Consider the following 23,492-nt stretch of genomic DNA (forward strand, 5'->3'; position numbering starts at 1 on the left):
ACCCCCAACGGAACCTGCGCATCCCCCGACACGGCGCCCGCGACCAGCCGGCGGGCTCGGAACCCTCGGGGGACGGGCGTGTCCCCCATAGTAGGGAGGCGCGGAGGCCACCTGACAGTCCCCCGAATCCCGCGTGTTACGGCCAGGCAACGGGCCCCGCGCCCCTTCCCCGGAATCAACCTTCAACGGGGTCCTCAAGGTGAATCTGTCGCCCCCTTAGTGGGGCGCGCGGAAGCAGGACGGACGCGGTCCCCGCAGGACCTCAGGCCCTGCCGAAGATGCCCTTGCCGCGCTTCTGGAGCAGCTCGTAGGCCTCCTTGTAGGTGGCCGGGACGGTGTCGCCCGGCGCGCCGTACCGAGCGATGAGCATCCCGACGAGGCCTACTCCCGGCGGGCTCAGCGGGCGGTCCTCGTCGCCGTCTGCGAAGGGCGGGTCGTCCTCGGGATTGGGCGGAGCGTACTGCGGCAGCGTCGAGGGCCAGGTCGACGGGTCCCGGGGCTTCGTGAGCGCGATCGCGCCGTCGAGTGTCGGCGCCCCGTCGTCGCGCGGGGTGAGCGGCGGCAGCGAGTGCTTGGCGCACAGCGTGCTGATCACGGAGCCGTGGTGCATCGGGTCGGAGAGAACGGCTCCCTTCGGCGTGTAGGCGGAGATCGCGATCGCCGGCACCCGCACCCCGAGGCGGTCGAACCGGAAGCCCATCTCGGTGTCGGCGGGCAGGGGCGGCGCCACCGCGGCGGGCGGGGGCACGTGGTCGTACGTGCCGCCGTGCTCGTCGAAGGTCACGAGGAGCATCGTGTTGACCGCGTTCGAGCCCGACGGGCTGGCGCTGTCGCGGATCGCGGAGTAGATCGAGTGCAGCAGCGCCTCGCCGGCGCGCACGTCGGACACCGCTCCCCCGGTGATCACCCGCCCGTCGACGTCGGTGCGGGTGAGCGGGCCGACCGGCGGGTGCATGTCGTTGTGGTCGTAGATCATCCGCGGCTCGACGAAGCTGTACGCCGGCAGCGTCCCGTTCCGGACGTCCTCGTAGAAGCGCTTCATGGTGCGGAAGTTGGTGCCGAAGTACTGCTCGAGCGCCGGGGCGTGGATGAAGCCCGTCATGGAGACGAGCTGCTTCTCGTCGTAGTACACCGCCCAGTCGAGCCCGGCGTCCGAGAGCCGGTTGAAGATCGTGGGCGCCGCGTTGCCGGGGTCGAACCACTTGCGGTAGCCGCCGTCGCCGCTGTTCGTCACGTAGCCGTGCGAGGTGGACGCGTGGAAGAACGACCGGTTGCAGAACGTCTGCGACGGCACGGCGCAGTGCCAGGCGTCGTAGACCGCGAAGCTCTTCGCGAGGGTCGAGAAGACGGGAAGCATGGCGGGGTCGAAGGCGCCCATGACGACCTCGTACTCCTCGGGGGTCGGCTCCGCTCCGGAGTGGTCGGCCCGGTAGCTGCCGATGTAGTCCTCGACGAAGCCGCTCATCGGCGGGACGGCGGTGTCGTCCGCGGGCGCGTTGAAGGGGGCCTTCATGTCGGGCACCCGCCGGTCGCGGTTCTCCGGCGGGTCGACCGTGCCGAACAGCTGGGTGTTGACGTGCGGGTACTCCTCGCCCGGGTCGGGACGCGGGCTGGACATGACCTCGTCGGTGCCGCCGCGGTAGCGGTGCGCGCGGACCACCCGCCCGTCGGCGGTCCGGTTCGCGTGCTCGGGAGTCAGGCCGTCGAAGCCGCCGCCGCCCGGCGGCGCGCCGTCCGCGTAGAGGTAGCCGAAGATGTTGTCGAACGAGCGGTTCTCGAACATGAGGACCACGAGGTGGTCGAAGCCGGGGCCGCCCGCACGTGGGGGCACCGTGGTGGCGGGCTCCGGTGCCGGGGCGGGCGCACCTCGTCCCGCGATCGACGCGGCCGCGGCCGCCGCGACCCCGGCGGCGCCGATGCCGGCCGCCTGCAGGAAGCCGCGGCGGCTCGGAGCCGGATCGCCGTCGCTCCGCCGTCCGCCGCGCATCGTCCTGGCCTCGGTCCGCCTCCGGTCAGCGGACGGCGTCCGGCCCCTCCGCGAGCAGCCGCCGGAAGCCGTCGGCGTCGAGGATCGGGATGCCGAGCTGCTCGGCCTTCGTCAGCTTGGAGCCCGCTCCCGGTCCGGCGGCGACGAAGTCGGTCTTCTTGGAGACGCTCGACGCGGCCTTGCCTCCGGCGGCGAGGATCGCCTCGACGGCGCCCTCCCGGCTGAAGCCCTCCAGGGCGCCGGTCGCCACCACGGTGATGCCGGACAGGACTCCGCCCTCGACGACCCGCGCCCCGGGACCCGGGTGGCCGGGCGTCGCGAGCTGCACGCCCGCGGCGGCCCACCGGTCGAGGATCTCCTGGTGCCAGTCGACGGCGAACCAGTCGAGCAGCGCGTCGGCGATGATCGGCCCCACGCCCTCGACAGCGGCGAGCTCGTCCCGGCTCGCGGCGCGCATCGCGTCGATCGAGCCGAAGTGGGCCGCCAGCGCCCGCGCGGCCACCGGCCCGACGTGGCGGATCGACAGGCCGACGAGGATGCGCCACAGCTGCTGCGTCTTCGCCTTCTCGAGGTTGGCGATCAGGGTCTCGGCCGCGGCCGACGGCAGGACCAGGCGGTGGTTCTTCTTGACGCGGCGCCGCCGGCGCTCGGCCGGGTCGAGGTCCTCGGTGCCGGGTGGATAGACGAGCTCCACCCGCTGGAACGGCGTGCGGCTGCGCACCTGGCCGTCCTCGTCCTCCTTGGGCAGTCCCGTCTCGGCGTCGCGGACGATGACCTCGATAGGCAGGAGCTCGTCCATCGTGATGTCGAAGAGCCGCGCCTCGGTGACGAGGGGCGGCGTCGGCGGGAAGAGCGGCTGCGTGAGGGCGGCGGCGCCGACCTCGCCCAAGCCTTCGATGTCGAGCGCGCCGCGGGAGCCGATGTGCTCCACGCGGCCACGCAGCTGGGCGGGGCAGGACCGCGTGTTCGGGCAGCGCAGGTCCGCGTCGCCCTCCTTCGCCGGGGCGAGCGGGGTGCCGCACTCCGGGCACTCGCGCGGCATGACGAACTCGCGCTCGGTGCCGTTCCGCAGCTCGACCACCGGGCCGAGGACCTCGGGGATCACGTCGCCCGCCTTGCGGAGCACGACCGTGTCGCCGATGAGCACACCCTTCGCCTTGACGACGTCCTGATTGTGCAGCGTGGCCTGCCGCACGGTCGAGCCGGCGACGAGCGCGGGCGCCATCACCGCGAACGGGGTGGCGCGCCCGGTGCGGCCGACCGAGACGACGACGTCGAGGAGCTTCGTGCGCACCTCCTCGGGCGGGTACTTGTAGGCGATGGCCCAGCGCGGTGCACGGCTGGTCGAGCCCAGCTCGACATGCAGGTCGAGGTCGTCGACCTTCACCACGACGCCGTCGATCTGGTGCTCGACGCCGCCGCGGTTCTCGCCGTACCGGCGGATGTACTCGAGCACGCCGTCGAGATCGTCGAACACCCGGTAGTGCGAGGACGTCGGCAGCCCCCACTCCGCGAGCAGCGCGTACACCTCCGACTGAGCGGTGATCGGCGTCTCGCGCTCGATCTCACCCACCGGCCAGGCGCCGATGCCGTGCACGAGCATGCGGAGCCGCCGCAGGCGGTCGCGCATCAGCGCGAGGCGCTCGGGGCTCTTGCCCTCCTCCTTCTGCCGGAGCGAGCCGCTCGCGGCGTTGCGCGGATTCGCGAAGACGCGCTCCCCCGCGGCCGCCTGCTTGGCATTGAGCTCGTCGAACGAGTCGACCGGGAAGAAGATCTCGCCGCGCACCTCGACGAGGGCGGGATGCCCGGCGCCCGCCAGCTGCGCGGGGATGCCGCCCATCGTCAGGACGTTCTGCGTGACGTCCTCCCCCACGACGCCGTCGCCGCGGGTGGCGGCCGTGACCAGGCGGCCGCGCTCGTACCGGAGGTTGATCGCGAGCCCGTCGATCTTCAGCTCGGTGAGGTAGCGGACGGGGCGGCTGCCCGCGTCGCGCTCGACGCGCGCGGCCCAGGCCTCGAGCTCGGAGCGGCTGAACACGTTGTCGAGGCTGAGCATGCGCTCGGCGTGCTCGACGGGCGCGAACATCGTCGTCTCGGCGCGGCCGCCCACGGTCTGGGTGGGGCTGTCCTGCTGGCGCAGCTCGGGGTGCTCCTCCTCGAGCTGCTCGAGGCGCCGCACCATGGCGTCGTAGTCGGCGTCGGAGACGGTGGACGTGTTCTTCTCGTAGTACTCGTCGCGGAGCTCGAGGATGCGCGACGTGAGGCGGCGGACCTCGTCCTCGGGGCCCTCCAGGTCGGGGCGCGTGTCGGGCAGTGCCTCGACGGTCTCGTCGCTCATCGGTTCACACTCTGGCAGGAACCGCCGACACCGTGCGATCGATCGTGCACTGCCCGAGCACACGGGTGCCGAGGTAGACGACCGCCGTCTGCCCGGGGGCGACGCCCGTCAACGGCGCGTCGGGCGTGATGACGAGCTCGCCGTCGCGGACCACCGCGGTCGCCGGCTCCGGATCGGAGTGCGCGCGGATCTGCACGTCGCACGCGAACGGCACTCCGGGGTCGAGCGGCAGCCTCCCCGCCCAGGTCCAGCGGCGCCCCGCCAGCTCGGCGACGGCGAGCGCCTCCTTCGGCCCCACGACGACCTCGTTGGTCTTCGGGCGCACCTCGAGCACGAAGCGGGGCCGACCGTCGGGGGCGGGCGTGCCGATCCGCAGTCCCCTCCGCTGACCGACGGTGTACGACAGGGCGCCGTCGTGCCGTCCGAGGCTCGCGCCCTCCCGGTCGACGATGTCGCCCGGCTCGAGGTCGACGCGCTCGGCGAGCCAGCCGCGGGTGTCGCCGTCCGAGATGAAGCAGATGTCGTGGCTGTCCGGCTTGGCCGCGACGGAGAGCCCGCGGCGGGCGGCCTCGGCGCGCACCTCCGCCTTGGAGGGGGTGGAGCCGAGCGGGAACAGCGCGTGCGCGAGCTGCTCGGTGGTGAGGACGCCGAGCACGTAGGACTGGTCCTTCGCCTCGTCCGATGCCCGGTGCAGCTCCCGGTTGCCGTCCCCGTCGGTCACGATCGAGGCGTAGTGGCCCGTGCAGACGGCGTCGAAGCCGAGGTCGAGGGCCTTCTCGAGCAGGGCCGCGAACTTGATCCTCTCGTTGCAGCGCATGCACGGGTTGGGCGTGCGCCCCGCCGCGTACTCGGCGACGAAGTCGTCGACGACGTCGAGCTTGAACCGCTCCGAGAAGTCCCACACGTAGAAGGGGATGCCGAGCAGGTCGGCCGCGCGCCGGGCGTCCATCGAGTCCTCGATCGTGCAGCAGCCGCGGCTGCCGGTGCGGAGGGTGCCGGGCATGCGGCTGAGCGCCAGGTGCACGCCGACCACGTCGTGGCCCGCCTCGACGGCGCGCGCCGCGGCGACCGCGGAGTCGACTCCGCCGCTCATCGCCGCCAGAACACGCATCCTTCGAGTGTAGATCGGGCCGGCTGAGCCGCCGAGGAGAGGGTCGGCTCCCCATCTGCGCGGATCAGGAGCTTTCGCGCCGTTCAGGGGGACCGCCCACTCTCGCACGCCGTTCAGGACGACACGCCGGCTCGCGGAGCGGATCTCCTGATCCGCGCAGGTGGAGGGGGACGTCAGCCGAGGGCGGGCACCCGGTCGCTGTGCCCCGCGCGCTGGGCCCGCTCGACAACGCCGGGGAGCACGCGCAGCAGCGCGTCCACGTCGTCGGCGGTGGTGCCGGCGCCGAGGCTGAAGCGCAGCGCGCCCCGCGCCTCGACCTCCGGCACGCCCATCGCGAGGAGGACGGTGGAGACCTCGGGCACTCCGGCCTGGCAGGCCGCACCCGTGCTCACCGAGATCCCCGCGAAGTCGAGGAGCAGGAGCAGGGAGTCCCCGTCGCAGCCGTCGAAGGTGAAGTGGGCGTTGCCGGGGAGCCGGTCGGGGCCGGGAGCGGGACCGCGGAGCCGGGCGCCGGGCACCGTCGCGAGGACACCGGCGATGAGACGGTCCCGCAGCGCGACGAGCGCCGACGCGTGTGCGTCGAGCCGCTCGGCGGCGAGCGTCGCGGCGATCCCGAAGGCGACGGCGCCCGCGACGTCCTGGGTGCCGGAGCGGATCCCCCGCTGCTGTCCGCCGCCGTGGACGAGCGGCTCCGCTGCGGTGCCGCGCGCGAGCACGAGCGCCCCCGTGCCGACCGGCGCGCCCACCTTGTGCCCGGCGACGCTGAGCGCGGACAGTCCCGAGGCGCGGAAGTCGACGGGCACCTGGCCGAAGGCGGCGACCGCGTCGGCGTGGATCGGCACGCCCGCGCGGAGGGCGACCGCCGCGAGCTCGGCGACCTTCTGCACCGTGCCGACCTCGCTGTTCGCCCAGACGGCGGAGACGAGCGCCGTGCCGCCCTCGGCGAGCGCGGCCTCGAGCACCGCCGGCGCGAGGCGCCCCTCGGCGTCGACGGGCAGCTCCTCGACCCTCGCCCCCTGCGACGCCGCCAGCCAGGCCGCGGCGTCCGCAGTCGCGTGATGCTCTCCGCCCGGCAGCAGGATGCGCGCCCCCGCCGCGCGGCGCGCCCAGAAGACGCCCTTCACGGCCGTGTTCACGGCCTCCGTGCCGCCCGAGGTGAAGATCACCTCGACCGGGTCGCACCCGAGCGCAGCGGCGACCCGCTCCCGGGCCTCCTCGAGCATCCGCTTCGCCGCCTGGCCGTGGCTGTGGATCGACGACGCGTTCCCGACCGACTGGAGGGCCACGATGTAGCCCTCGAGGACCTCCGGCAGGAGGGAGGTGGTGGCGGCGTGATCCAGGTAGATCGCCATGATCCCCATACTCTAGGTGGCATGACGCCGGTGGACCCCCTGCACGACCTGGGGGTCACCCGCACGGGCGACCGCGGGACCATCCGCATCTGGAGCGGCACCGCCGACGCGGTGGAGCTCTGCCTCTTCGACTCCGCTGACCCGAACTGGATCACCTCCCGGGTCCCCCTCGCCCGCGACGAGCACGGCGTGTGGAGCGGCTCGTCGCCGCTGCTCGGGCCCGGCCGCCGCTACGGGGTGCGCGTTGCCGGCCCCTCCGGGCCCGGCAACGTCTTCGACCCGTCGACCGTCCTGCTCGACCCGTACGCGCGCGGCATCTCGCGCACCGGGCCGAACACCTGGCAGAGCGTCGTCATGGACGACTCGTTCGACTGGGGCGACAGCCGCAAGCCGAACATCCCGCTCGAGAGCACCGTGGTGTACGAGGCCCATGTCCGCGGGCTCACCAAGCGGAACCCGAGGGTGCCGGAGCACCTCCGCGGCACCTACGCGGGACTCGCGAACGAGCACACCATCCAGCACCTGGTCGACCTCGGGATCACCGCCGTCGAGCTGCTGCCCGTGCACGCGTTCACGAGCGAGCGCCGCCTCGTCGGGCAGGGGCTGCGCAACTACTGGGGCTACAACACGCTCTCCTACTTCGCCCCGCACCCCGCCTACGCCTCGACCGGCAACCTGAAGGCCGGGCCGCAGGCGGCGCTGCACGAGTTCAAGGGCATGGTCAAGCTGCTGCACCAGGCGGGCATCGAGGTCATCCTCGACGTCGTCTACAACCACACCGCCGAGGAGGGCATCGGCGGACCGCGCAGCAGCTTCCGCGGCATCGACAACGCGTCCTACTACCGGCAGGCGGCCGCCGGCGAGTACGTCGACACGACCGGCTGCGGCAACACGCTCGACTACAGCCAGGACGTCCCCATCCGGATGGTGCTCGACTCGGTGCGCTACTGGGCGAACGAGATGCAGGTCGACGGCTTCCGGTTCGACCTCGCGGTCGCGCTCGGCCGCGACGCCCGCGGCTTCTACGACCCCGACCACCCGCTCCTCCTCGCGCTGCGCGACGACCCGGCGCTGCAGGGCGTGAAGCTCATCGCCGAGCCGTGGGACATCGGGCCGGACGGCTGGCAGACGGGCAACTTCCCGTCCGGCTGGAGCGAGTGGAACGACCGCTACCGCGACGGCGTGCGCGACTTCTGGCTCTCCGACGTGGCCGCCGCGCGCCGCGGCGAGCAGGCCCCAGGCAGCGCCGGCCGACTCGCCAGCGCCCTCGCCGGATCCGCCGACGTCTTCGCGAACGAGCGCGGCCCGCTCGCGAGCGTGAACTTCATCACGGCGCACGACGGTTTCACGCTGCACGACCTCACCGCGTACGACGCCAAGCACAACACGGGCAACGGCGAGCAGAACCGCGACGGCAGTGACAACAACCACTCCTTCAACTTCGGCGTCGAGGGCGACACCCGGAGTCCGCGCGTGCTCGCCGACCGCCGTCGGGCCATGCGGAACCTGATGGGCACCCTCCTGCTGTCGGCGGGCGTGCCGATGATCACCGCGGGCGACGAGCACGGGCGAAGCCAGCGCGGGAACAACAACGCCTACAACCAGGACAGCGAGCTCACCTGGGTCTCCTGGCAGCACTCCGCCTGGCAGCGCGAGCTGCTCGAGGTGACGCGGCGCCTGCTCCGGCTGCGGCGCGAGAACCCGGCCCTCCGCCCGTCCCGCTACGCCCGGGACGGCGCGCACACGCCGAACGCGGCCGAGATGAGCTGGTACTCCCCCGCCGGCGCGTCGATGACCTCACGCGACTGGCACGCGCCGGACACGCGCTGCATCCAGTACATCTCCGCCTCGACCTCGGAGACGGGCGAGCTCAGCCGCGTGCTGATCGTCGTGAACGGCGGGGAGCAGGACTGCTCGGTCGTCCTTCCCGAGCACGAGGGCGTCTCCGGCTACACCCTGCTCTGGACGAGTGCGGACGACACCGCCGAGGGCACCGACCACGCGCCGCTCACGGAGTATGCGCTCGCCGGTCCGGCGATCGCCCTCTTCCGCGCCCACTGACCACCCCGGTGGTCGAGGAGGCGGCGGAGCGGCCGTCTGCGAACCAGCGGAAACACCACCCCGGTGGTTGAGGAGGCCGCGGAGCGGCCGTCTCGAAACCACCAGTCGGAGGGTCACCGTGTGCTGGTTTCGAGGCTCGCTGCGCTCGCACCTCAACCAGCGGAAGAGGCCCCCGCTTCGAGCGAGGGCCTCTTCCGAGCGCGATTCGTCAGTGGGCGACCGTGATCAGGCCCAGCTCCGCCGGGCTCGCGAGGTACGGGCTCTTCGGCACGACGCGCACGTTGTAGCCGAACGAGCCGGGACGCGTCAGCGTCACCGTGCCGGCGAACGTGGTGGAGCCGTCGATCGAGATCGCCCCGGTCGGCGTCTTGCCGTCGCCGTCCTCGACGAGCGGGACGAGCTCGACCGTGGTCGTGTCGTCGAGCGAGTCGCCCTCGAGGCTCTTGCCGTAGACCACCTCGACGGCGACGTCGTCCGCGCTGAGCCCGCCGAGCTGAACGCGCGCCCGCACGTGCAGCTCGTCACCGACACGGGGCACGGCGGCGAGGCCGCCCGACTCCACGTGCAGCACCTGCACGCCGGACCAGTCCTTGCGGACCTCGTCCTTCCAGCGGGCGAGCTCCCGGCCGGCGGCGTAGTCCTCGGCTCCGATCACGCCGGCCGCCTTGCCGGCGGGCGTGTACAGCTTCCCGACGTACTCCTTGACCATGCGGTCGGCGCTCAACTCGGGCGAGAGCGTCGCGAGCGTGTGGCGCATCGACTTCACCCAGCGGGTCGGCACGCCGTCCTTGCCCCGGTCGTAGAACCGGGGCGCGATCTGGTGCTCGATGAGGTCGTACAGCGCTCCGGCCTCGAGGGCGTCGCGCTCGTCCGCATCGCCGGCGGCGTCGGACGACGGGATCGCCCAGCCGTTCTCGCCGTCGTAGTACTCGGGCCACCAGCCGTCGAGGATCGACAGGTTGAGGGCGCCGTTGAGCGCCGCCTTCATGCCGGAGGTGCCGCAGGCCTCGAGGGGCCGCAGCGGGTTGTTGAGCCAGACGTCGCAGCCCGGGTAGAGCAGCTGCGCCATCTCGATGTCGTAGTTCGGCAGGAAGACGAGCCGGCGGCGGATCTCGGGGTCCTGCGCGAAGGTGACAAGGCGCTGGATGAGTCGCTTGCCCTCGTCGTCGGCCGGGTGCGACTTGCCCGCGATGATGAGCTGCACGGGCCGCTTGCGCGAGGTGAGGATGGCCCGCAGCCGGTCCTGGTCGTGCAGCATCAGGGTCAGCCGCTTGTAGGTCGGCACGCGACGGGCGAATCCGATGGTGAGCACGTTCGGATCGAGGGCGTCGTCGATCCAGGTGGGGACGACGGAGCCGGGGTTCTGCTGCTGCCAGGCCCAGCGGATGCGCTGGCGGGCGTCGGCGACGAGCTGCTCGCGCATCCCGGTCTTGACCTGCCACAGCTCCTCGTCGCTCACCGCCTTCGAGTTCCAGTCCGCCGCGGTGGTGTCGGTGGTGCCGAGCTTCTGCTCCGCGAGGTGCAGCAGGGCGGGGTCGGTCCACGTCGGCGCGTGCACGCCGTTCGTCACCGACGCGATGGGCACGTCCGCCTGGTCGAACCCCGGCCAGAGGCCCGAGAACATGCCGCGGCTGACCTCGCCGTGCAGCTTGGAGACGCCGTTGGCGTGCTGGGCGAGCCGGAGGCCCATGACGGCCATGTTGAAGACGCCCGGGTTGCCGCCGCTGTAGTCCTCGGTGCCGAGCGCAAGCACGTCGTGCACGTCGACGCCCGGCAGCAGGTCGGTCGAGAAGTAGGTCTCGACCAGCGAGCGCTCGAACCGGTCGATGCCGGCGGGCACCGGGGTGTGAGTCGTGAACACCGTGCCGGCGCGCACCACCTCGAGCGCCTCCGCGAAGGTGAGCCCCGCCGCGACGAGGTCGCTGATCCGCTCGAGTCCGAGGAAGCCGGCGTGCCCCTCGTTGGTGTGGAACACCTGGGGGAACTCGGCGCCGGTCAGCTCGCTGTGCAGCTTGATCGCCCGGACCCCGCCGATGCCGAGCAGCAGCTCCTGGAGGAGGCGGTGCTCCCCGCCGCCGCCGTAGAGGCGGTCGGTGACGCTGCGGAGCGCGTCCTCGTTCTCGGGGATGTCGGTGTCGAGCAGCAGCAGCTTCACGCGGCCGACGTCGGCCTGCCAGACGCGCGCGAAGAGGGTGCGGCCTCCGGGCAGCGCGAGCGCGATCTGCGCGGGCGCGCCGTCGGCGCCGCGCAGCAGCGACAGCGGGAGCCCGTCGGGGTCGAGGACCGGGTAGGTCTCCTGCTGCCAGCCGTCCGGCGAGATCGCCTGCTTGAAGTAGCCGGACCGGTAGAAGAGGCCGACGGCGAGCAGCGGCACGCCGAGGTCGGACGCGCTCTTCAGGTGGTCGCCGGCGAGGATGCCGAGGCCGCCGGAGTACTGCGGCAGCGCGGCCGCGATGCCGAATTCGGGCGAGAAGTAGGCGATCGACGAGGGCGCATCGGTCTGGCTCTGGTACCAGCGGGGCTCGCTGATGTAGGTCCGCAGCGCGTCGCGCAGCCCGTTCGCCCGCTCGACGAAGCCGGCATCCCCCGCCAGCTCCTCGACGCGCTCGGGCGTCACCATGCCGAGCAGCGACACGGGGTCGTTGTGGCTCGCCTTCCACAGCTCCGGATCGATGAAGGAGAAGAGCTCCCGCGTGGGCTCGTGCCAGGACCAGCGCAGGTTCCCGGCGAGCTCATCGAGCGCGGAGAGTGCTTCCGGAAGCACCGTTCGGACGGTGAAACGGCGGATTGCCTTCATAGACGGTCCCCTCGACTGTGACGCATCGGCTGTGACGCAGTGGCACTCACCCTAGGACAGAAGGGAGCCGCTCAAAGCCAAGCGAAGCGCCGGTGTTCGGGCAGCCGTTAGCGGGCGTCGGGGGCTTCTCGCAAGCCTGCCGGGGCGGAAGGCGGCCCGAAAGTGGCCGGGGCTAAAGTGACTTCCGTGGCGACTCCAGGCGACGAAGTCCCGGCGGGCCGGCAGGCCGCGCGGCGAACCAGCACCCGACGCGCCGTCTCCGACGGCATCGTGACGACCGATCCGGCGGAGGTTCCGCCGGAGGCCGCGAGCGCGAGCCCGGCCCCCGCGCGGGGCAGGGCGGCGGCGGCCGCCGATTGGACGCCCGTCCTCGGGCGCATCCCGATCCTCGACCTCTCGCCGCAGCAGCCGGACGACCTGTGGCCCGCCAAGGCCTTCGTCGGCGAGGTCGTCCCGTTCGCGGCGACCGTCTTCCGCGAGGGGCACGACCTGCTCGGCGCGGACGTCGTCCTCACCGACCCGCGGGGCCGCACCACCGAGCACCGGATGACCCTGATCTCGAAGGGCACCGACCGCTGGCGCGCCGACGCGATCGTCGACCGGGCCGGCTTCTGGACCTACCGCATCAAGGCGTGGGGCGACGACTTCCACACCTGGCTGCACAACGCCGAGGTGAAGATCCCCGCCGGCGTCGACGTAGAGCTGATGTTCACCATCGGGCAGCAGCTCTTCGAGCGCGCCGCCCAGGACAAGGCGCGCACGGCGGCGGAGCGGCGGCTCCTCACCGCCACGGCGAAGCGGCTCGCGTCGCAGTCGCTCTCGGTGAAGGAGCGACTCGAGTCGGCGACCGCGCCGGAGGTGGCCGCGGCACTCGAGCGGGTGCCGGTCGCGAGCCTCGTCACCTACTCCCCCGAGCGGCGCCTCCGGGTCGAGCGCGAGCGCGCGGGCCGCGGCTCCTGGTACGAGTTCTTCCCCCGCTCCGAGGGCGCGGTGCAGCGCGAGGACGGCTCCTGGCAGTCGGGCACGTTCCGCACGGCGGCCGAGCGCCTCCCCGCCATCGCGGCCATGGGCTTCGACGTCGTCTACATCCCGCCCGTGCACCCGATCGGCACCACGAACCGCAAGGGCCCGAACAACACGCTCACCGCCGGTCCGCACGACCCCGGCTCGCCGTACGGCATCGGCGCCAAGGAGGGCGGCCACGACGCGATCCACCCGGAGCTCGGCGACGAGAACGACTTCAAGTTCTTCGTCCAGGCGGTGAAGGACCAGGGGATGGAGCTCGCGCTCGACATCGCCCTGCAGGCCTCCCCCGACCACCCGTGGGTCGTCAAGCACCCGCAGTTCTTCACGCAGCTGCCGGACGGCAGCATCGCGTACGCGGAGAACCCGCCGAAGAAGTACCAGGACATCTACCCCCTCAACTTCGACAACGACCCGGAGGGGATCTACCAGGAGATGCTCCGCATCTTCCGGCGCTGGATCCGGCTCGGCGTCCGGATCTTCCGCGTCGACAACCCGCACACCAAGCCGCTGGCGTTCTGGGAGCGGCTGCTCCACGAGGTCAACTCCCAGTACCCGGATGTGATCTTCCTGTCGGAGGCGTTCACGCGTCCCCCGATGATGCGCGGCCTCGCGAAGGTCGGGTTCCAGCAGAGCTACACCTACTTCACGTGGCGCAACTCGAAGGAGGAGCTCGAGGAGTACCTGACGGAGCTCTCCCGGGAGACCGCGGACTACCTGCGGCCGAACTTCTTCGTGAACACCCACGACATCCTCACCCCGTACCTGCAGTTCGGCGGCCCGCCCGCCTACCGCATCCGCGCGGCGATCGCCGCGACGGCGGTGCCGACCTGGGGCGTGTACTCGGGCTACGAGCTCGTCGAGAACGTGGCGCGGCCGGGGTCCGAGGAGAACATCGACAACGAGAAGTACGAGTTCAAGCCCCGCGACTGGGCGCGCGCCGAGGAGACCGGGGCGACGCTCGCTCCGTTCCTCACGGAGCTGAACCGGATCCGCCGCGAGCACCCGGCGCTCGGGCAGCTGCGCAACATCGACATCCACTGGAGCGACGACAGCGAGATCCTCGTGTACAGCAAGTACATCGAGGGCCGGTTCACCTCGACGGGCGCGTCCGACGCCGTGATCGTCGTCGCCAACGTCGACCCGCACTCGGTGCGGGAGACGACCGTGCACCTCGACCCGACCCGGTTCGGGCTCGACGCGGACGCCGCGTTCCAGGTGCGCGACCTCATCACCGACCAGACCTGGACGTGGGGCCAGCACAACTACGTGCGGCTCGACCCGTTCACGCAGCCCGTGCACATCCTGCACGTCGTGACCGAGGTCCCCCAGCAGTACTACTGATCCCTCCCCGGTCGCCCTCACCGTCCCTCGAGAGAAGGAACGCATGGCCAGCACTACCGTCGACAGCACCCCGGAGCCGAGCTTCGACCTGCCCGTCCTCCCCGAGTCGGAGCTCGAGCGCATCGCCCAGGGCGTGCACTCGGGCCCGCACGCGGTGCTCGGGCAGCACCCGATCGCTCAGGAGGGGGTCGCCGACCCGGTGGTCGCCATCCGAGCCCTGCGGCCGCTCGCCGACAAGGTGACCGCCGTGCTCCCCACGGGCGCCCGCGTCGACCTCGCGCACCTCGGCCACGGCGTCTGGCAGGGCGTCAGCATCCTCGGACTCAGCGACTACCTCATCGAGGCGCGGTACGCGGACGGCACCGAGTGGACCGTCGACGATCCGTACCGCTACCTGCCCTCGATCGGCGACCTGGACCTCTACCTGTTCGGGGAGGGCCGGCACGAGCGGCTCTGGCACGTGCTCGGGGCGCACCACCGCGAGCACTGGGGCGTCGAGAAGCCGGCCTCCGGCGTCTCCTTCACGGTGTGGGCGCCGCACGCGCGCGCCGTGCAGGTGATCGGCGACTTCAACGGCTGGGACGGCATCCTGCACGCGATGCGCCGGCTCGACCAGAACGGCGTCTGGGAGCTGTTCGTCCCCGGCCTCGGGCCCGACACGTCCTACAAGTTCAAGATCCTCACCGCCGACGGCCGCTGGATCGAGAAGGCCGACCCGATGGCCCAGTACGCCGAGGTCCCGCCGGCGACCGCGTCCGTCGTGGCGTCCAGCTCGTACACCTGGAACGACGACGAGTGGATGACCCGCCGCGCATCCGTCGATCCGCACAATCAGCCCATGAGCGTCTACGAGCTGCACCTCGGCTCGTGGCGTCCCGGCCTCGGCTACCGCGACGCGGCCGACCAGCTCATCGACTACCTGCGCGAGACGAACTACACGCACGTCGAGTTCCTGCCGCTCGCCGAGCACCCGTTCGGCGGGTCTTGGGGCTACCAGGTCACGGGCTACTACGCGCCCACCTCCCGCTTCGGCCACCCCGACGACCTGCGCTACCTGGTCGACCGGCTGCACCAGGCCGGCATCGGCGTGATCATGGACTGGGTCCCCGCCCACTTCCCGAAGGACGAGTTCGCGCTCGCCCGCTTCGACGGCCAGCCCCTCTACGAGCACTCGGACCCGCGCAAGGGCGAGCACCAGGACTGGGGCACCCTCGTCTTCGACTTCGGCGAGTCGCACGTGCGCAACTTCCTCGTCGCGAACGCGCTGTTCTGGCTCGAGGAGTTCCACATCGACGGCCTGCGCGTCGACGCCGTCGCGTCGATGCTCTACCTCGACTACTCGCGCAACCACGGCGAGTGGGAGCCCAACATCCACGGCGGCCGCGAGAACCTCGAGGCCATCGCGTTCCTGCAGGAGGTCAACGCGACCGCCTACAAGCTCTACCCGGGCGTCGTGATGATCGCCGAGGAGTCGACGGCGTGGGGCGGCGTCACCTCCCCCACCTCCGCCGGCGGCCTCGGCTTCGGGCTCAAGTGGAACATGGGCTGGATGAACGACTCGCTCCGGTACATGCACCAGGACCCGATGTACCGCAGCTACCACCACAACGAGATGACGTTCTCGTTCGTGTACTCGTTCACCGAGAGCTTCCTCCTGCCGATCAGCCACGACGAGGTCGTGCACGGCAAGGGCTCCCTCCTGTCGAAGATGCCGGGCGACCACTGGCAGAAGCTCGCGAACGTTCGCGCCTTCCTCGCGTTCCAGTGGGCGCATCCGGGCAAGCAGCTGCTGTTCATGGGCTCCGAGTTCGGCCAGATCTCCGAGTGGAGCGAGGAGCGCGGGCTCGACTGGTGGATCCTCGACCAGCCGAGCCACCAGGGTCTGCTCCGCTTCGTCGGCCAGCTCAACCGCATCTACCGGGAGACGCCCGCCCTCTGGGAGCAGGACAACACCGAGGCGGGCTTCTCCTGGATCGACGGGGGCGACACCGGCAACAGCGTCATCTCGTTCCTGCGGTGGGACAGGCACGGCAGCCCGGTCGCGGCGATCTTCAACTTCAGCGGCCGGCCGCTCGGCGGCTACCGCGTCGGGCTGCCGCATGGCGGCGTCTGGGAGGAGCTGCTCAACTCGGACGCCGGCGAGTTCGGCGGTTCCGGCGTCGGCAACTACGGGTCCGTGACCGCGGAGGACGTGCCCCACCAGGGGCAGCCGGCGTCGGTCGAGCTCACCATCCCGCCGCTCGGCGCCCTCTTCCTGCGGCCGCGCGCCCGGGCCGAGGCGGCAGCCGTCGGGGCGCCCGCCGAGGCCGCGGCTCCGGCCGGGAGCACTCCTGACGAGGGCTCCCTCCCGTCCCCGGCGGAGGCGGAGGCGGCACCCGCCCCCAATCCGGGGGCGACACGCGCCGCAGGGGCCTAGAAATCTTGCCGCCCCTCGCCGGACGCCAGTACTCTGGGCGAATCGGCGAGGGGACCCGTCACCCGCGAGTTCCCCACCCGAAGCGTCTTTGCCCGAAGGCGCAGCCCCCGCGTTGAGAGCCGGTCCCTAGCCGGAGCCCTTCGCACTACCCGAAAGAGCCCACCCGATGCTCACCTCGCCTTACCCACCCCCATTCGGAGAGAGACCGTCCCGCCGGCTGCCGGCAGGGACCGCGTAGCAGCGCACCGCCTCCGAGCTGAACGGCCGCCCCGCCGTCCGGCTCCGACGCCTTCCCGTGCGCTCGGTCCACCCATCCTGCGCGCGGCCTCCCCTCTCTTCCGGAGTCCCGACTCCGGTCCTGCCATACCCGAATGGATCAGGTTCCGTGACCACCTCTGTACGCGTCGCCACCCTCGACGGCGCAGCACCGCTCGCCACCCCGATAGCCCTCGACTGGTCGAGGCGCTACGCCCTCCGCGTCGCCTTCGGTGACACCTTCGCCATCCTCGCGGTCGCCGCCCTCGCGCACCTGGCCGCGTTCGGCGCCGCGAACACCGCCTTCAACTCGCGCAACACGTTCGACGACGTCGTCACCCCGCTGCACGCCGGGCTCGCTCTGGCGGTGGGCTGGATGCTGGCGCTGCGCCTGCTCGACACCCGTGCCTCCCGCATCATCGGCAGCGGCGTCACCGAGTACAAGCGCGTGATGCACGCGTCGGTGCTCACCTTCGGCCTCTTCCTGCTGGGCGCGTTCTTCCTCGATCTCGACATCTCGCGCCTCTACGCGCTCGTCCTCTTCCCGCTCGGCATCGTGGCGATCACCGCCAACCGGTGGGGATGGCGGCGCTGGCTCCTCTCCCGCCGGGCGAAGGGCGAGTACAGCTCCCGCGTCGTGCTCATCGGGTCGCAGCGCTCGGTGCTGCAGACGGCGCGCGACCTCATCGCGAACCCCGCCCACGGCTTCCAAGTGGTGGGCGTCGGCCTGACCGACGGCCCCAACGAGGGTCTGCTCGGCGGAACGGGCCTGCCGATCATCGGCGGGGTGGAGGACGTCCCCGGGCTCCTCGACTCCTACGGCGCCGACACCGTGATCGCCACCAACTCGGACCACCTCCCCGCGGAGCGGGTCCGCGAGATCAGCTGGGGCCTCGACCCGCAGCGCCACCAGCTCGTGCTGGCGCCGAGCATCACCGACATCGCCGGCAGCCGGGTGCAGCTGCGGCCGGTCGCCGGCCTCCCGCTGCTGCACGTCGAGACGCCGCAGTACGAGGGCCCGCAGCGCATGGCGAAGCGGATCTTCGACGTGGTGGTGTCGGGGCTCATCCTGCTCGCCCTGCTCCCGCTGTTCCTCCTCGTCGCCGTGCTCGTGAAGCGGGTCGACGGCGGACCGGTGTTCTACACGCAGGAGCGCGTGGGCCGCGACGGCGCCATCTTCCGCATCCTCAAATTCCGCTCGATGTACACGGATGCGGACGCCCGCCGCGCCGAGCTGCTGGCCGAGATGGCGGCGCGCGGCGAGAAGCGCCTGTTCAAGATGGCCGACGATCCGCGCGTCACGCCGATCGGCAAGGTGCTGCGCCGGTACTCGATCGACGAGCTGCCCCAGCTCATCAACGTGCTCCGCGGCGACATGAGCCTCGTCGGCCCGCGCCCCGCCCTCCCCGAGGAGGTGTCGGACTACAGCTCGAAGGAGCGCCGCCGCCTCGTGGTCACGCCCGGCATGAGCGGCCTCTGGCAGGTCAGCGGCCGCAGCAACCTCGGCTGGGACGACGGCATCCGCCTCGACCTCTACTACGCCGACAACTGGTCGATGACCGGGGACCTCATCATCCTCTGGCGCACCGCCAAGGCGGTGCTGATGCCCGAGGGCGCGTACTGATCCCGCGCCCCCTCGACCTCGACGCCGTCGGCCTACTCCCCCCAGGGCCGGCGGCGTCGTGCTGTGTGGGGACCCGGCCCCCGGTCACCGTCCCGGTCCGCGGGGATGTCCAGCAGGAACGCGGGCGGTTCAGCAGGCAGCAGGGCCGCTCGGATGCCTGCTGAAGGCGATCCGTGCCTGCTGAAGGAGTCGCCCGCTCCTGCTCACGGCCTCCGGCGCGCCGTAGCGTCTCTTCAGCAGGAACTCCATCAGCTCAGCAGGAACTCGACGGGGTCCAGCAGGCACGCATGCGATTCAGCAGGCACCAGAGCCTCTCGGATGCCTGCTGAAGCCGTTCCGCGCCTGCTGAAGTCGCCCCGCATCCTGCTCACGGCCTCCGGCGGGCCGCACTGTCTCTTCAGCAGGAACTCAAGCCGTTCAGCAGAAACTCGGCGTCGTCCAGCAGGCGCGCAGACGGTTCAGCAGGCACCAGAGCCGCTCGGATGCCTGCTGAAGGCGTTCCGTGCCTGCTGAAGGCGCAGCCGGTTCCTGCTGAGGGCACACTCGGCGGCCAGCGGCCAGGCGGGCAGCCGCGGCGTCAGTACAGGAGGTTGGCGAGCCGGCGGCGTCCGGCGATGACGCGGGGGTCCTCGGCGCCGCCGATCTCGAAGTACTCGAGGAGGCGGGCGCGGACCGCGTCCTTGCCGGCGGCGTCGAGCGACGGGAAGAGCGTGAGCAGCCGGTCGAAGGCGTCGTCGAGGTGGCCGCCGGAGACGTCGAGGTCGGCGACGTCGAGCTGGGCCTGCACGTCCTTCGGGCTGCCGGCGGCGGCGCTGCGGATGCCGTCCATCGTCTTGCCCTGCAGCCGGGCGAGGAGGCTCACCTGGGCGAGCCCGGCGACGGCCAGGGAGTCGCGCGGGTCCTGGGCGATCGCCGTCCTGTACTCCGCGATCGCGGCCTCGTAGTCGCCGCGCTCGATGGCCGCGTAGGCCTCGGCGTGGTGCGGCGGCAGGGGCTCCTCGGCCGGGGCGGCGTCGCCGTCCTGAGGAGCCGCTCCGTCGACGACCGCGACGCCGGTGACCCCGTTCTGCGCGGCGAGGGCGAGCAGCTGGTCGAAGACATCGCGCAGCTGGTCCTCCGGCACCGCGCCGGCGAACAGGGCGAGGGGCCGGCCGCCGATCACCGCGGCGACGGTCGGCACCGACTGGGCCTGGAACGCCTGCGTGAGCTGCGGGTTCGCCTCGGCCTCGACGGTGACGAGGAGCAGTCGTCCTGCGTACTCGGCGACGAGGCGCTCGAGGAGGGGCGAGAGCTCCTTGCTCGGCTCCGCCCAGGACGCCCACAGGTCGATGACGACCGGGAGGACGCGGGAGAGCTCGAGGACCTGGCCGAAGTTCGCATCCGTGCCCTCGAGCACGAGGCTCGGCACGGGCACGCCGTTCGCGGGCGCCGCACCCGGCGCTCCGCTCGGAGCGCTGCGCCCGGCCGGCGGGGCCGACGAGGGTGCGGGCGCGGTGCGTCCCCGGTTGACCAGGGGCGACAGGTCGATGGCACCCCGAAGACTGCCGGGCTGCGGCATGCTCACGATTACAGCTCCTTCACGCCGATCAGAGCCTGAGCGTACCCGAGCAGCACGACCTTCCCGTTCTCGTCGGTGCCCGGCGGCACGAAGAACAGCAGCTGGTAGCCGTAGGTCGACTCCACGCCCTTCGTGGTCGACGCGAGGCCCGACAGCGCCTTCACGCGACCGCTGAGGTTGATCGTGGCGCCCTCCTCGACGACCTTCGCCGTCTCCCGCTCGACGATGCTCGCCGTGACGAGGGCACCGGAGTCGTTGCTCGCGAGCGCCAGGACGGGACCGGAGCCCTCCCCGTTGCTGTACTCGAGCGACGCCGTGGCGGGCAGCTCCGACTTCCGCTGGTTCTTGAGGTCGACGCCCACCTGGCTGCGCAGGCCGTCCGGCTCCGACTCGAACAGCGGGGCGAACTCGCTCTCGTCGCCCTTCATCAGGATGTCGGCGTACTCGCCGGCGATCTGGTCGGGCTGGACCGCGAGCAGCTTGACGTCGTTCGCGAGCAGCGGGGCGCCGACGGTGGGCGGCGCGACGGCCGGGAACGGCACGTTGGCCTGCAGCTTCACCGCGTAGTTGACGAGGTAGTTGTCGCGGGGCGTCTCCTGCACCAGCACGAGGGCGGTGGGCGCGACGGCTGGGTCGTCGCCGCCGACGACGGCGAGCACGGTGCGCGGCCACGTGTCGGTCGCCTGCGGGAGGCTCAGCGTGACGGGCGTCGCCGGGATCGCGTCGGGTGCCGGGATGCCGCCGTCCGCGCCGCGCATCGTGTAGTTCGCCGTGCGCTCCTCGAGCGCCGGACCGGCCATGCGGCTCTTCAGAAGGTCCGCGTTGCGCTCGGTGTCGGCCTGCGTGACGGTCGTCGAGACGCGGTCGATGATGCGGCGCAGCTGGCCCTCGGTGACGGCGACCGGCTGGACCTCCTCCGCGGGCAGCGCGGTCGAGGTCACCGTCGGCACGGGCGCCGGGTCGTTCTCGAACAGCTGCTCGGTGGCGGTGCACCCGGTGAGCAGCAGACCGGCGGTCACGGTGAGGCCGAGCGCCGCGAAGGCGTTGCGGCCGGCCGCACGGCGTCCCTTCGCGGTGGTCGTCGGCTCGAGGGCCGGACCGCGGATGGCGCGAGGACGCGGCGGAGCCGGCAGCTTGGGCGCCTTGGGCGGCGACTTGCGACGCGGACCGCGGGTGCGGCGCATGTGCACGAGGCCCCAGATGTAGAGGGCGAGCCCGACGAGCAGCAGAACGCCGCCGCCGACGATGAGCGGCCCGGCCCACGGGGTCGAGTGCTGCAGCGGCCAGCTGAGGGTGACGTTGGCGGGCGCCGGCTCGGTGCCGTCCGACGCGATGATCAGGGACACGTCGTCGGGGACGCTGACGGTCCAGGTGAGCGACCCCTCGCCCGACTTCTCGTCGAGCCAGAGATCCGACCCGGCCGGGTTCGGCGCCGGCTCGTCCTCGGCGGCGGCGTCGTCAGCCGCGGCGTCATCCGCAGCCGCGGCATCGTCGCCGGTCGCCTCCGGCTCCACGAGCCGGGCGCCGAGCTCACTGGTCTCCTCGTCGAAGGAGATGGCCGTGTAGGGGTCGTCGCCGATCCAGGCGGTGATGTCGCTCGTGCGGGCGTACGCGGCCCAGACGGTCTCGCCGCCCGAGAGCTCCACACGCTGCTGCCCCGGGTTGCTCGTGAGCACCCTGCCGGGGATGACGGTGAAGGCGGTGCCCTCGTCCGCGGTGGAGACCGTGGTGGTCAGCTGGTCCGGCGGCGCCAGCCAGGTGCGCTGCGCGATGCCGAAGACGATCATGGCCGCTGCGACGACGAAGGCGACGATGGCGGAGACGAACCGCACGATGCATCACTCCTTACGAGACTGCCGCAGAACGCTTCGATGCTCCGGACCGAACGGTTCATCGTAGGTCGAGGGAGGGGCGCAAACCCCGGAGGCGCTCCCGGCACTCACGGGATTTCCGCCATGACGGCAGAAAAAGTCGGTGTCCAGAGTAGTGGGCGAGCCTGAATGTTGTCCCAGCATCGACCTCGGGCCGCCCCGCCCCGGCTCCCGCCCCCGGCGGAGGCGGCGGTCTATGCTTGCGACGGTCACGGGCGCCCCCGGCGTCCCCGCGACCCCGACGACGCAAGGAGTGACCATTGGCCACTGACGAAGCCCAGTTCAGCCAGGTGATGCGCGGCTACAACCGCGAAGAGGTCGACCGGGCGATCAAGGACATCCGTCGCGAGCTGATCTCCGCCAACAGCGCCAACACCGAGGCTCAGAAGGAGATCAAGCGTCTCTCGGCCCAGGTGGACGAGCTGAGCGCCGAGCTGGACGAGGTCGGCAGCCCCACGTATTCCGGGCTCGGCCACCGACTCGAGAACACCCTCCGCATCGCCGAGGAGCAGGCGACGCGCCTCATCGCGCAGGCCGACATCGATGCGGAGCGGCTCCGCGCCGGCGTCCAGGCCGACATCGACCGCCTGAAGCTCGAGGCCGCCGACCACGCCGAGCGCACGCTGCTCGACGCGCGCAACCGGGCCGCCGACATGCTCGAGTCCGCCCGCGCCGAGGTCGACGACATGACGCTCCGCGCCCAGGATGCCGCGGAGCAGGCACTGCAGGACGCGTCCCGCGAGGCCGCCGCCATCCGCGGCAGCGTCGCCACGGAGGCCGCCGAGACGCGCGGCACCGTCAAGCGCGAGGTCGCGGCCATCCGCGCCACCGCCGAGCGGGAGGCCGCCGAGCTGCGCGTCGTCGCCGATCGGGAGACCGCCGCCGCCCGCGAGGAGGCCGCTCGCCTCGCCCGCGACACCGAGCTGGGTCGGGCCGCGCTCGTCCGCGAGCTGCAGGAGGCGCGCGTCGAGACCGCCCGCGAGCTGCGTCTGGAGCGCGAGCAGCACGACCGCGCCCTCGCGGCGGAGCGCGAGGACCTCGAGCGCGAGGTCCGTGCCGCCCGGGAGGCTCTGACCCGCGAGATCGAGCTCGCGCGCGCGGAGCTCGCCACCGAGCTCGCCGACGCCCGCGCCGCCCTCGAGACCGAGCTGGCCGGCACGGCCGCCCAGGCGACCCGCGACGCGGAGCGCGAGCGCGCCGCCCTCGCCGCCGAGACCGAGAAGGCCCGTGCCGAGCTCGCCGCCGAGACGGCCGCCGCTCGCGACGAGCTGGCCCACGAGCTCGCGGAGGCGCGGGCCGAGATCAGCCGGGAGACCGAGCAGGCGCGCCTCGACCTCGACATCGAGCTCAAGGCCCGCCGCGACGAGGCGGAGAAGGAGTACCTGCAGCGGCATCAGGAGGCCGTGTCGCAGACGCAGAAGTACCTCGACGAGGCGAACCTGCAGCTCGCGGACGCCGTCCGGCGCGCGGCGGACAAGCGCCTCGAGGCGGACACCCTCGAGATCGCCTCCGAGCGCGACAGCCGCATCAAGCGCGAGGAGGCGGCCGAGGCCGCCGCCGCGATGATCGAGGAGGCCGAGGACCGGGCCGCCGCGATCCTCTCCGACGCGGACAGCCGATCCCGTGCCCTGATCGCGGACGCCGAGCAGCGCCTCGAGGAGATCCGGCACGAGCGCGACGAGGTCGCGGCCTACTTCGAGAGCCTGCGCGGTGTGCTCCAGCACGCCGAGCAGGTGAGCGCGGACCGCTGAAGTC

Annotated in this window: 12 protein-coding genes; 5 read left to right on the forward strand and 7 right to left on the reverse strand. The window is 72.1% G+C overall.

What is annotated here, in order from left to right; all coding sequences use genetic code 11:
* Positions 1–262: 262 nt before the first annotated feature.
* From J3P36_RS05520 to J3P36_RS05535, 4 genes are all read right to left on the reverse strand, one after another.
* Entirely contained in the window at positions 263–1,987 is a 1,725-nt protein-coding gene (locus J3P36_RS05520) for an alkaline phosphatase family protein (RefSeq protein ID WP_210506213.1), read from the reverse strand.
* Between the two features lie 25 nt (positions 1,988–2,012).
* Positions 2,013–4,325, reverse strand: coding sequence for an NAD-dependent DNA ligase LigA (gene ligA / locus J3P36_RS05525; RefSeq protein ID WP_210506214.1), 2,313 nt, complete (start codon positions 4,323–4,325; stop codon positions 2,013–2,015).
* Between the two features lie 4 nt (positions 4,326–4,329).
* Complete coding sequence (gene mnmA / locus J3P36_RS05530; protein WP_210506215.1) at positions 4,330–5,436, reverse strand: tRNA 2-thiouridine(34) synthase MnmA; 1,107 nt, start codon at positions 5,434–5,436, stop codon at positions 4,330–4,332.
* Between the two features lie 173 nt (positions 5,437–5,609).
* Positions 5,610–6,788 carry a cysteine desulfurase family protein gene (locus J3P36_RS05535; protein WP_210506216.1) on the reverse strand — a complete coding sequence of 393 codons (1,179 nt, stop codon included), beginning with the start codon at positions 6,786–6,788 and terminating at the stop codon, positions 5,610–5,612.
* A gap of 21 nt (positions 6,789–6,809) precedes the next feature.
* Here J3P36_RS05535 and glgX point away from each other — a divergent pair, with 21 nt between their 5' ends.
* A complete protein-coding gene (gene glgX / locus J3P36_RS05540) occupies positions 6,810–8,849 on the forward strand; it encodes a glycogen debranching protein GlgX (RefSeq protein ID WP_210506217.1) in 2,040 nt (679 codons plus the stop codon).
* Between the two features lie 208 nt (positions 8,850–9,057).
* On the opposite strand, the gene glgP is transcribed toward glgX, so the two are convergent.
* Positions 9,058–11,646, reverse strand: a complete 2,589-nt coding sequence (gene glgP, locus J3P36_RS05545) for an alpha-glucan family phosphorylase (RefSeq protein ID WP_210506218.1) — start codon at positions 11,644–11,646, stop codon at positions 9,058–9,060.
* 186 nt (positions 11,647–11,832) lie between these two features.
* On the opposite strand from glgP, the gene J3P36_RS05550 reads away from it, so the two are divergent.
* From J3P36_RS05550 to J3P36_RS05560, 3 genes are all read left to right on the forward strand, one after another.
* Positions 11,833–14,013: a maltotransferase domain-containing protein gene (locus J3P36_RS05550; protein ID WP_374100703.1), complete on the forward strand. Its 2,181-nt coding sequence runs from the start codon at positions 11,833–11,835 to the stop codon at positions 14,011–14,013.
* A 43-nt stretch (positions 14,014–14,056) separates the two neighbouring features.
* The gene (gene glgB, locus J3P36_RS05555; protein WP_210506219.1) at positions 14,057–16,429 is read left to right on the forward strand and encodes a 1,4-alpha-glucan branching protein GlgB; all 2,373 of its coding nucleotides are present in this window, start codon (positions 14,057–14,059) and stop codon (positions 16,427–16,429) included.
* Between the two features lie 385 nt (positions 16,430–16,814).
* Positions 16,815–18,308 carry a sugar transferase gene (locus J3P36_RS05560; protein WP_210506220.1) on the forward strand — a complete coding sequence of 498 codons (1,494 nt, stop codon included), beginning with the start codon at positions 16,815–16,817 and terminating at the stop codon, positions 18,306–18,308.
* Between the two features lie 577 nt (positions 18,309–18,885).
* On the opposite strand, the gene J3P36_RS05565 is transcribed toward J3P36_RS05560, so the two are convergent.
* Both J3P36_RS05565 and J3P36_RS05570 read right to left on the reverse strand, forming a co-directional pair.
* On the reverse strand, positions 18,886–19,866 hold the full coding sequence (locus tag J3P36_RS05565; RefSeq protein WP_210506655.1) for a tetratricopeptide repeat protein: 981 nt from the start codon (positions 19,864–19,866) through the stop codon (positions 18,886–18,888).
* 8 nt (positions 19,867–19,874) lie between these two features.
* Positions 19,875–21,698 (reverse strand): hypothetical protein, encoded by a 1,824-nt coding sequence (locus tag J3P36_RS05570; protein ID WP_210506221.1) that lies wholly within the window; start codon positions 21,696–21,698, stop codon positions 19,875–19,877.
* A 299-nt stretch (positions 21,699–21,997) separates the two neighbouring features.
* Between J3P36_RS05570 and J3P36_RS05575 the strand changes: the two genes are divergently transcribed.
* Entirely contained in the window at positions 21,998–23,488 is a 1,491-nt protein-coding gene (locus J3P36_RS05575; protein WP_210506222.1) for a DivIVA domain-containing protein, read from the forward strand.
* Positions 23,489–23,492 lie beyond the last annotated feature (4 nt).

The organism is Naasia sp. SYSU D00057 (genome assembly GCF_017916505.1).
In the GTDB taxonomy this organism is placed as follows: Bacteria; Actinomycetota; Actinomycetes; order Actinomycetales; family Microbacteriaceae; genus Naasia.

Bases quoted from the DNA above. Each gene is read 5' to 3' on its own strand.
- J3P36_RS05520 (WP_210506213.1), bottom strand. From the start codon at position 1,987: ATGCGCGGCGGACGGCGGAGCGACGGCGATCCGGCTCCGAGCCGCCGC.
- ligA (WP_210506214.1), bottom strand. From the start codon at position 4,325: ATGAGCGACGAGACCGTCGAGGCACTGCCCGACACGCGCCCCGACCTG.
- mnmA (WP_210506215.1), bottom strand. From the start codon at position 5,436: ATGCGTGTTCTGGCGGCGATGAGCGGCGGAGTCGACTCCGCGGTCGCC.
- J3P36_RS05535 (WP_210506216.1), bottom strand. From the start codon at position 6,788: ATGGCGATCTACCTGGATCACGCCGCCACCACCTCCCTCCTGCCGGAG.
- glgX (WP_210506217.1), top strand. From the start codon at position 6,810: ATGACGCCGGTGGACCCCCTGCACGACCTGGGGGTCACCCGCACGGGC.
- glgP (WP_210506218.1), bottom strand. From the start codon at position 11,646: ATGAAGGCAATCCGCCGTTTCACCGTCCGAACGGTGCTTCCGGAAGCA.
- glgB (WP_210506219.1), top strand. From the start codon at position 14,057: ATGGCCAGCACTACCGTCGACAGCACCCCGGAGCCGAGCTTCGACCTG.
- J3P36_RS05565 (WP_210506655.1), bottom strand. From the start codon at position 19,866: ATGCCGCAGCCCGGCAGTCTTCGGGGTGCCATCGACCTGTCGCCCCTG.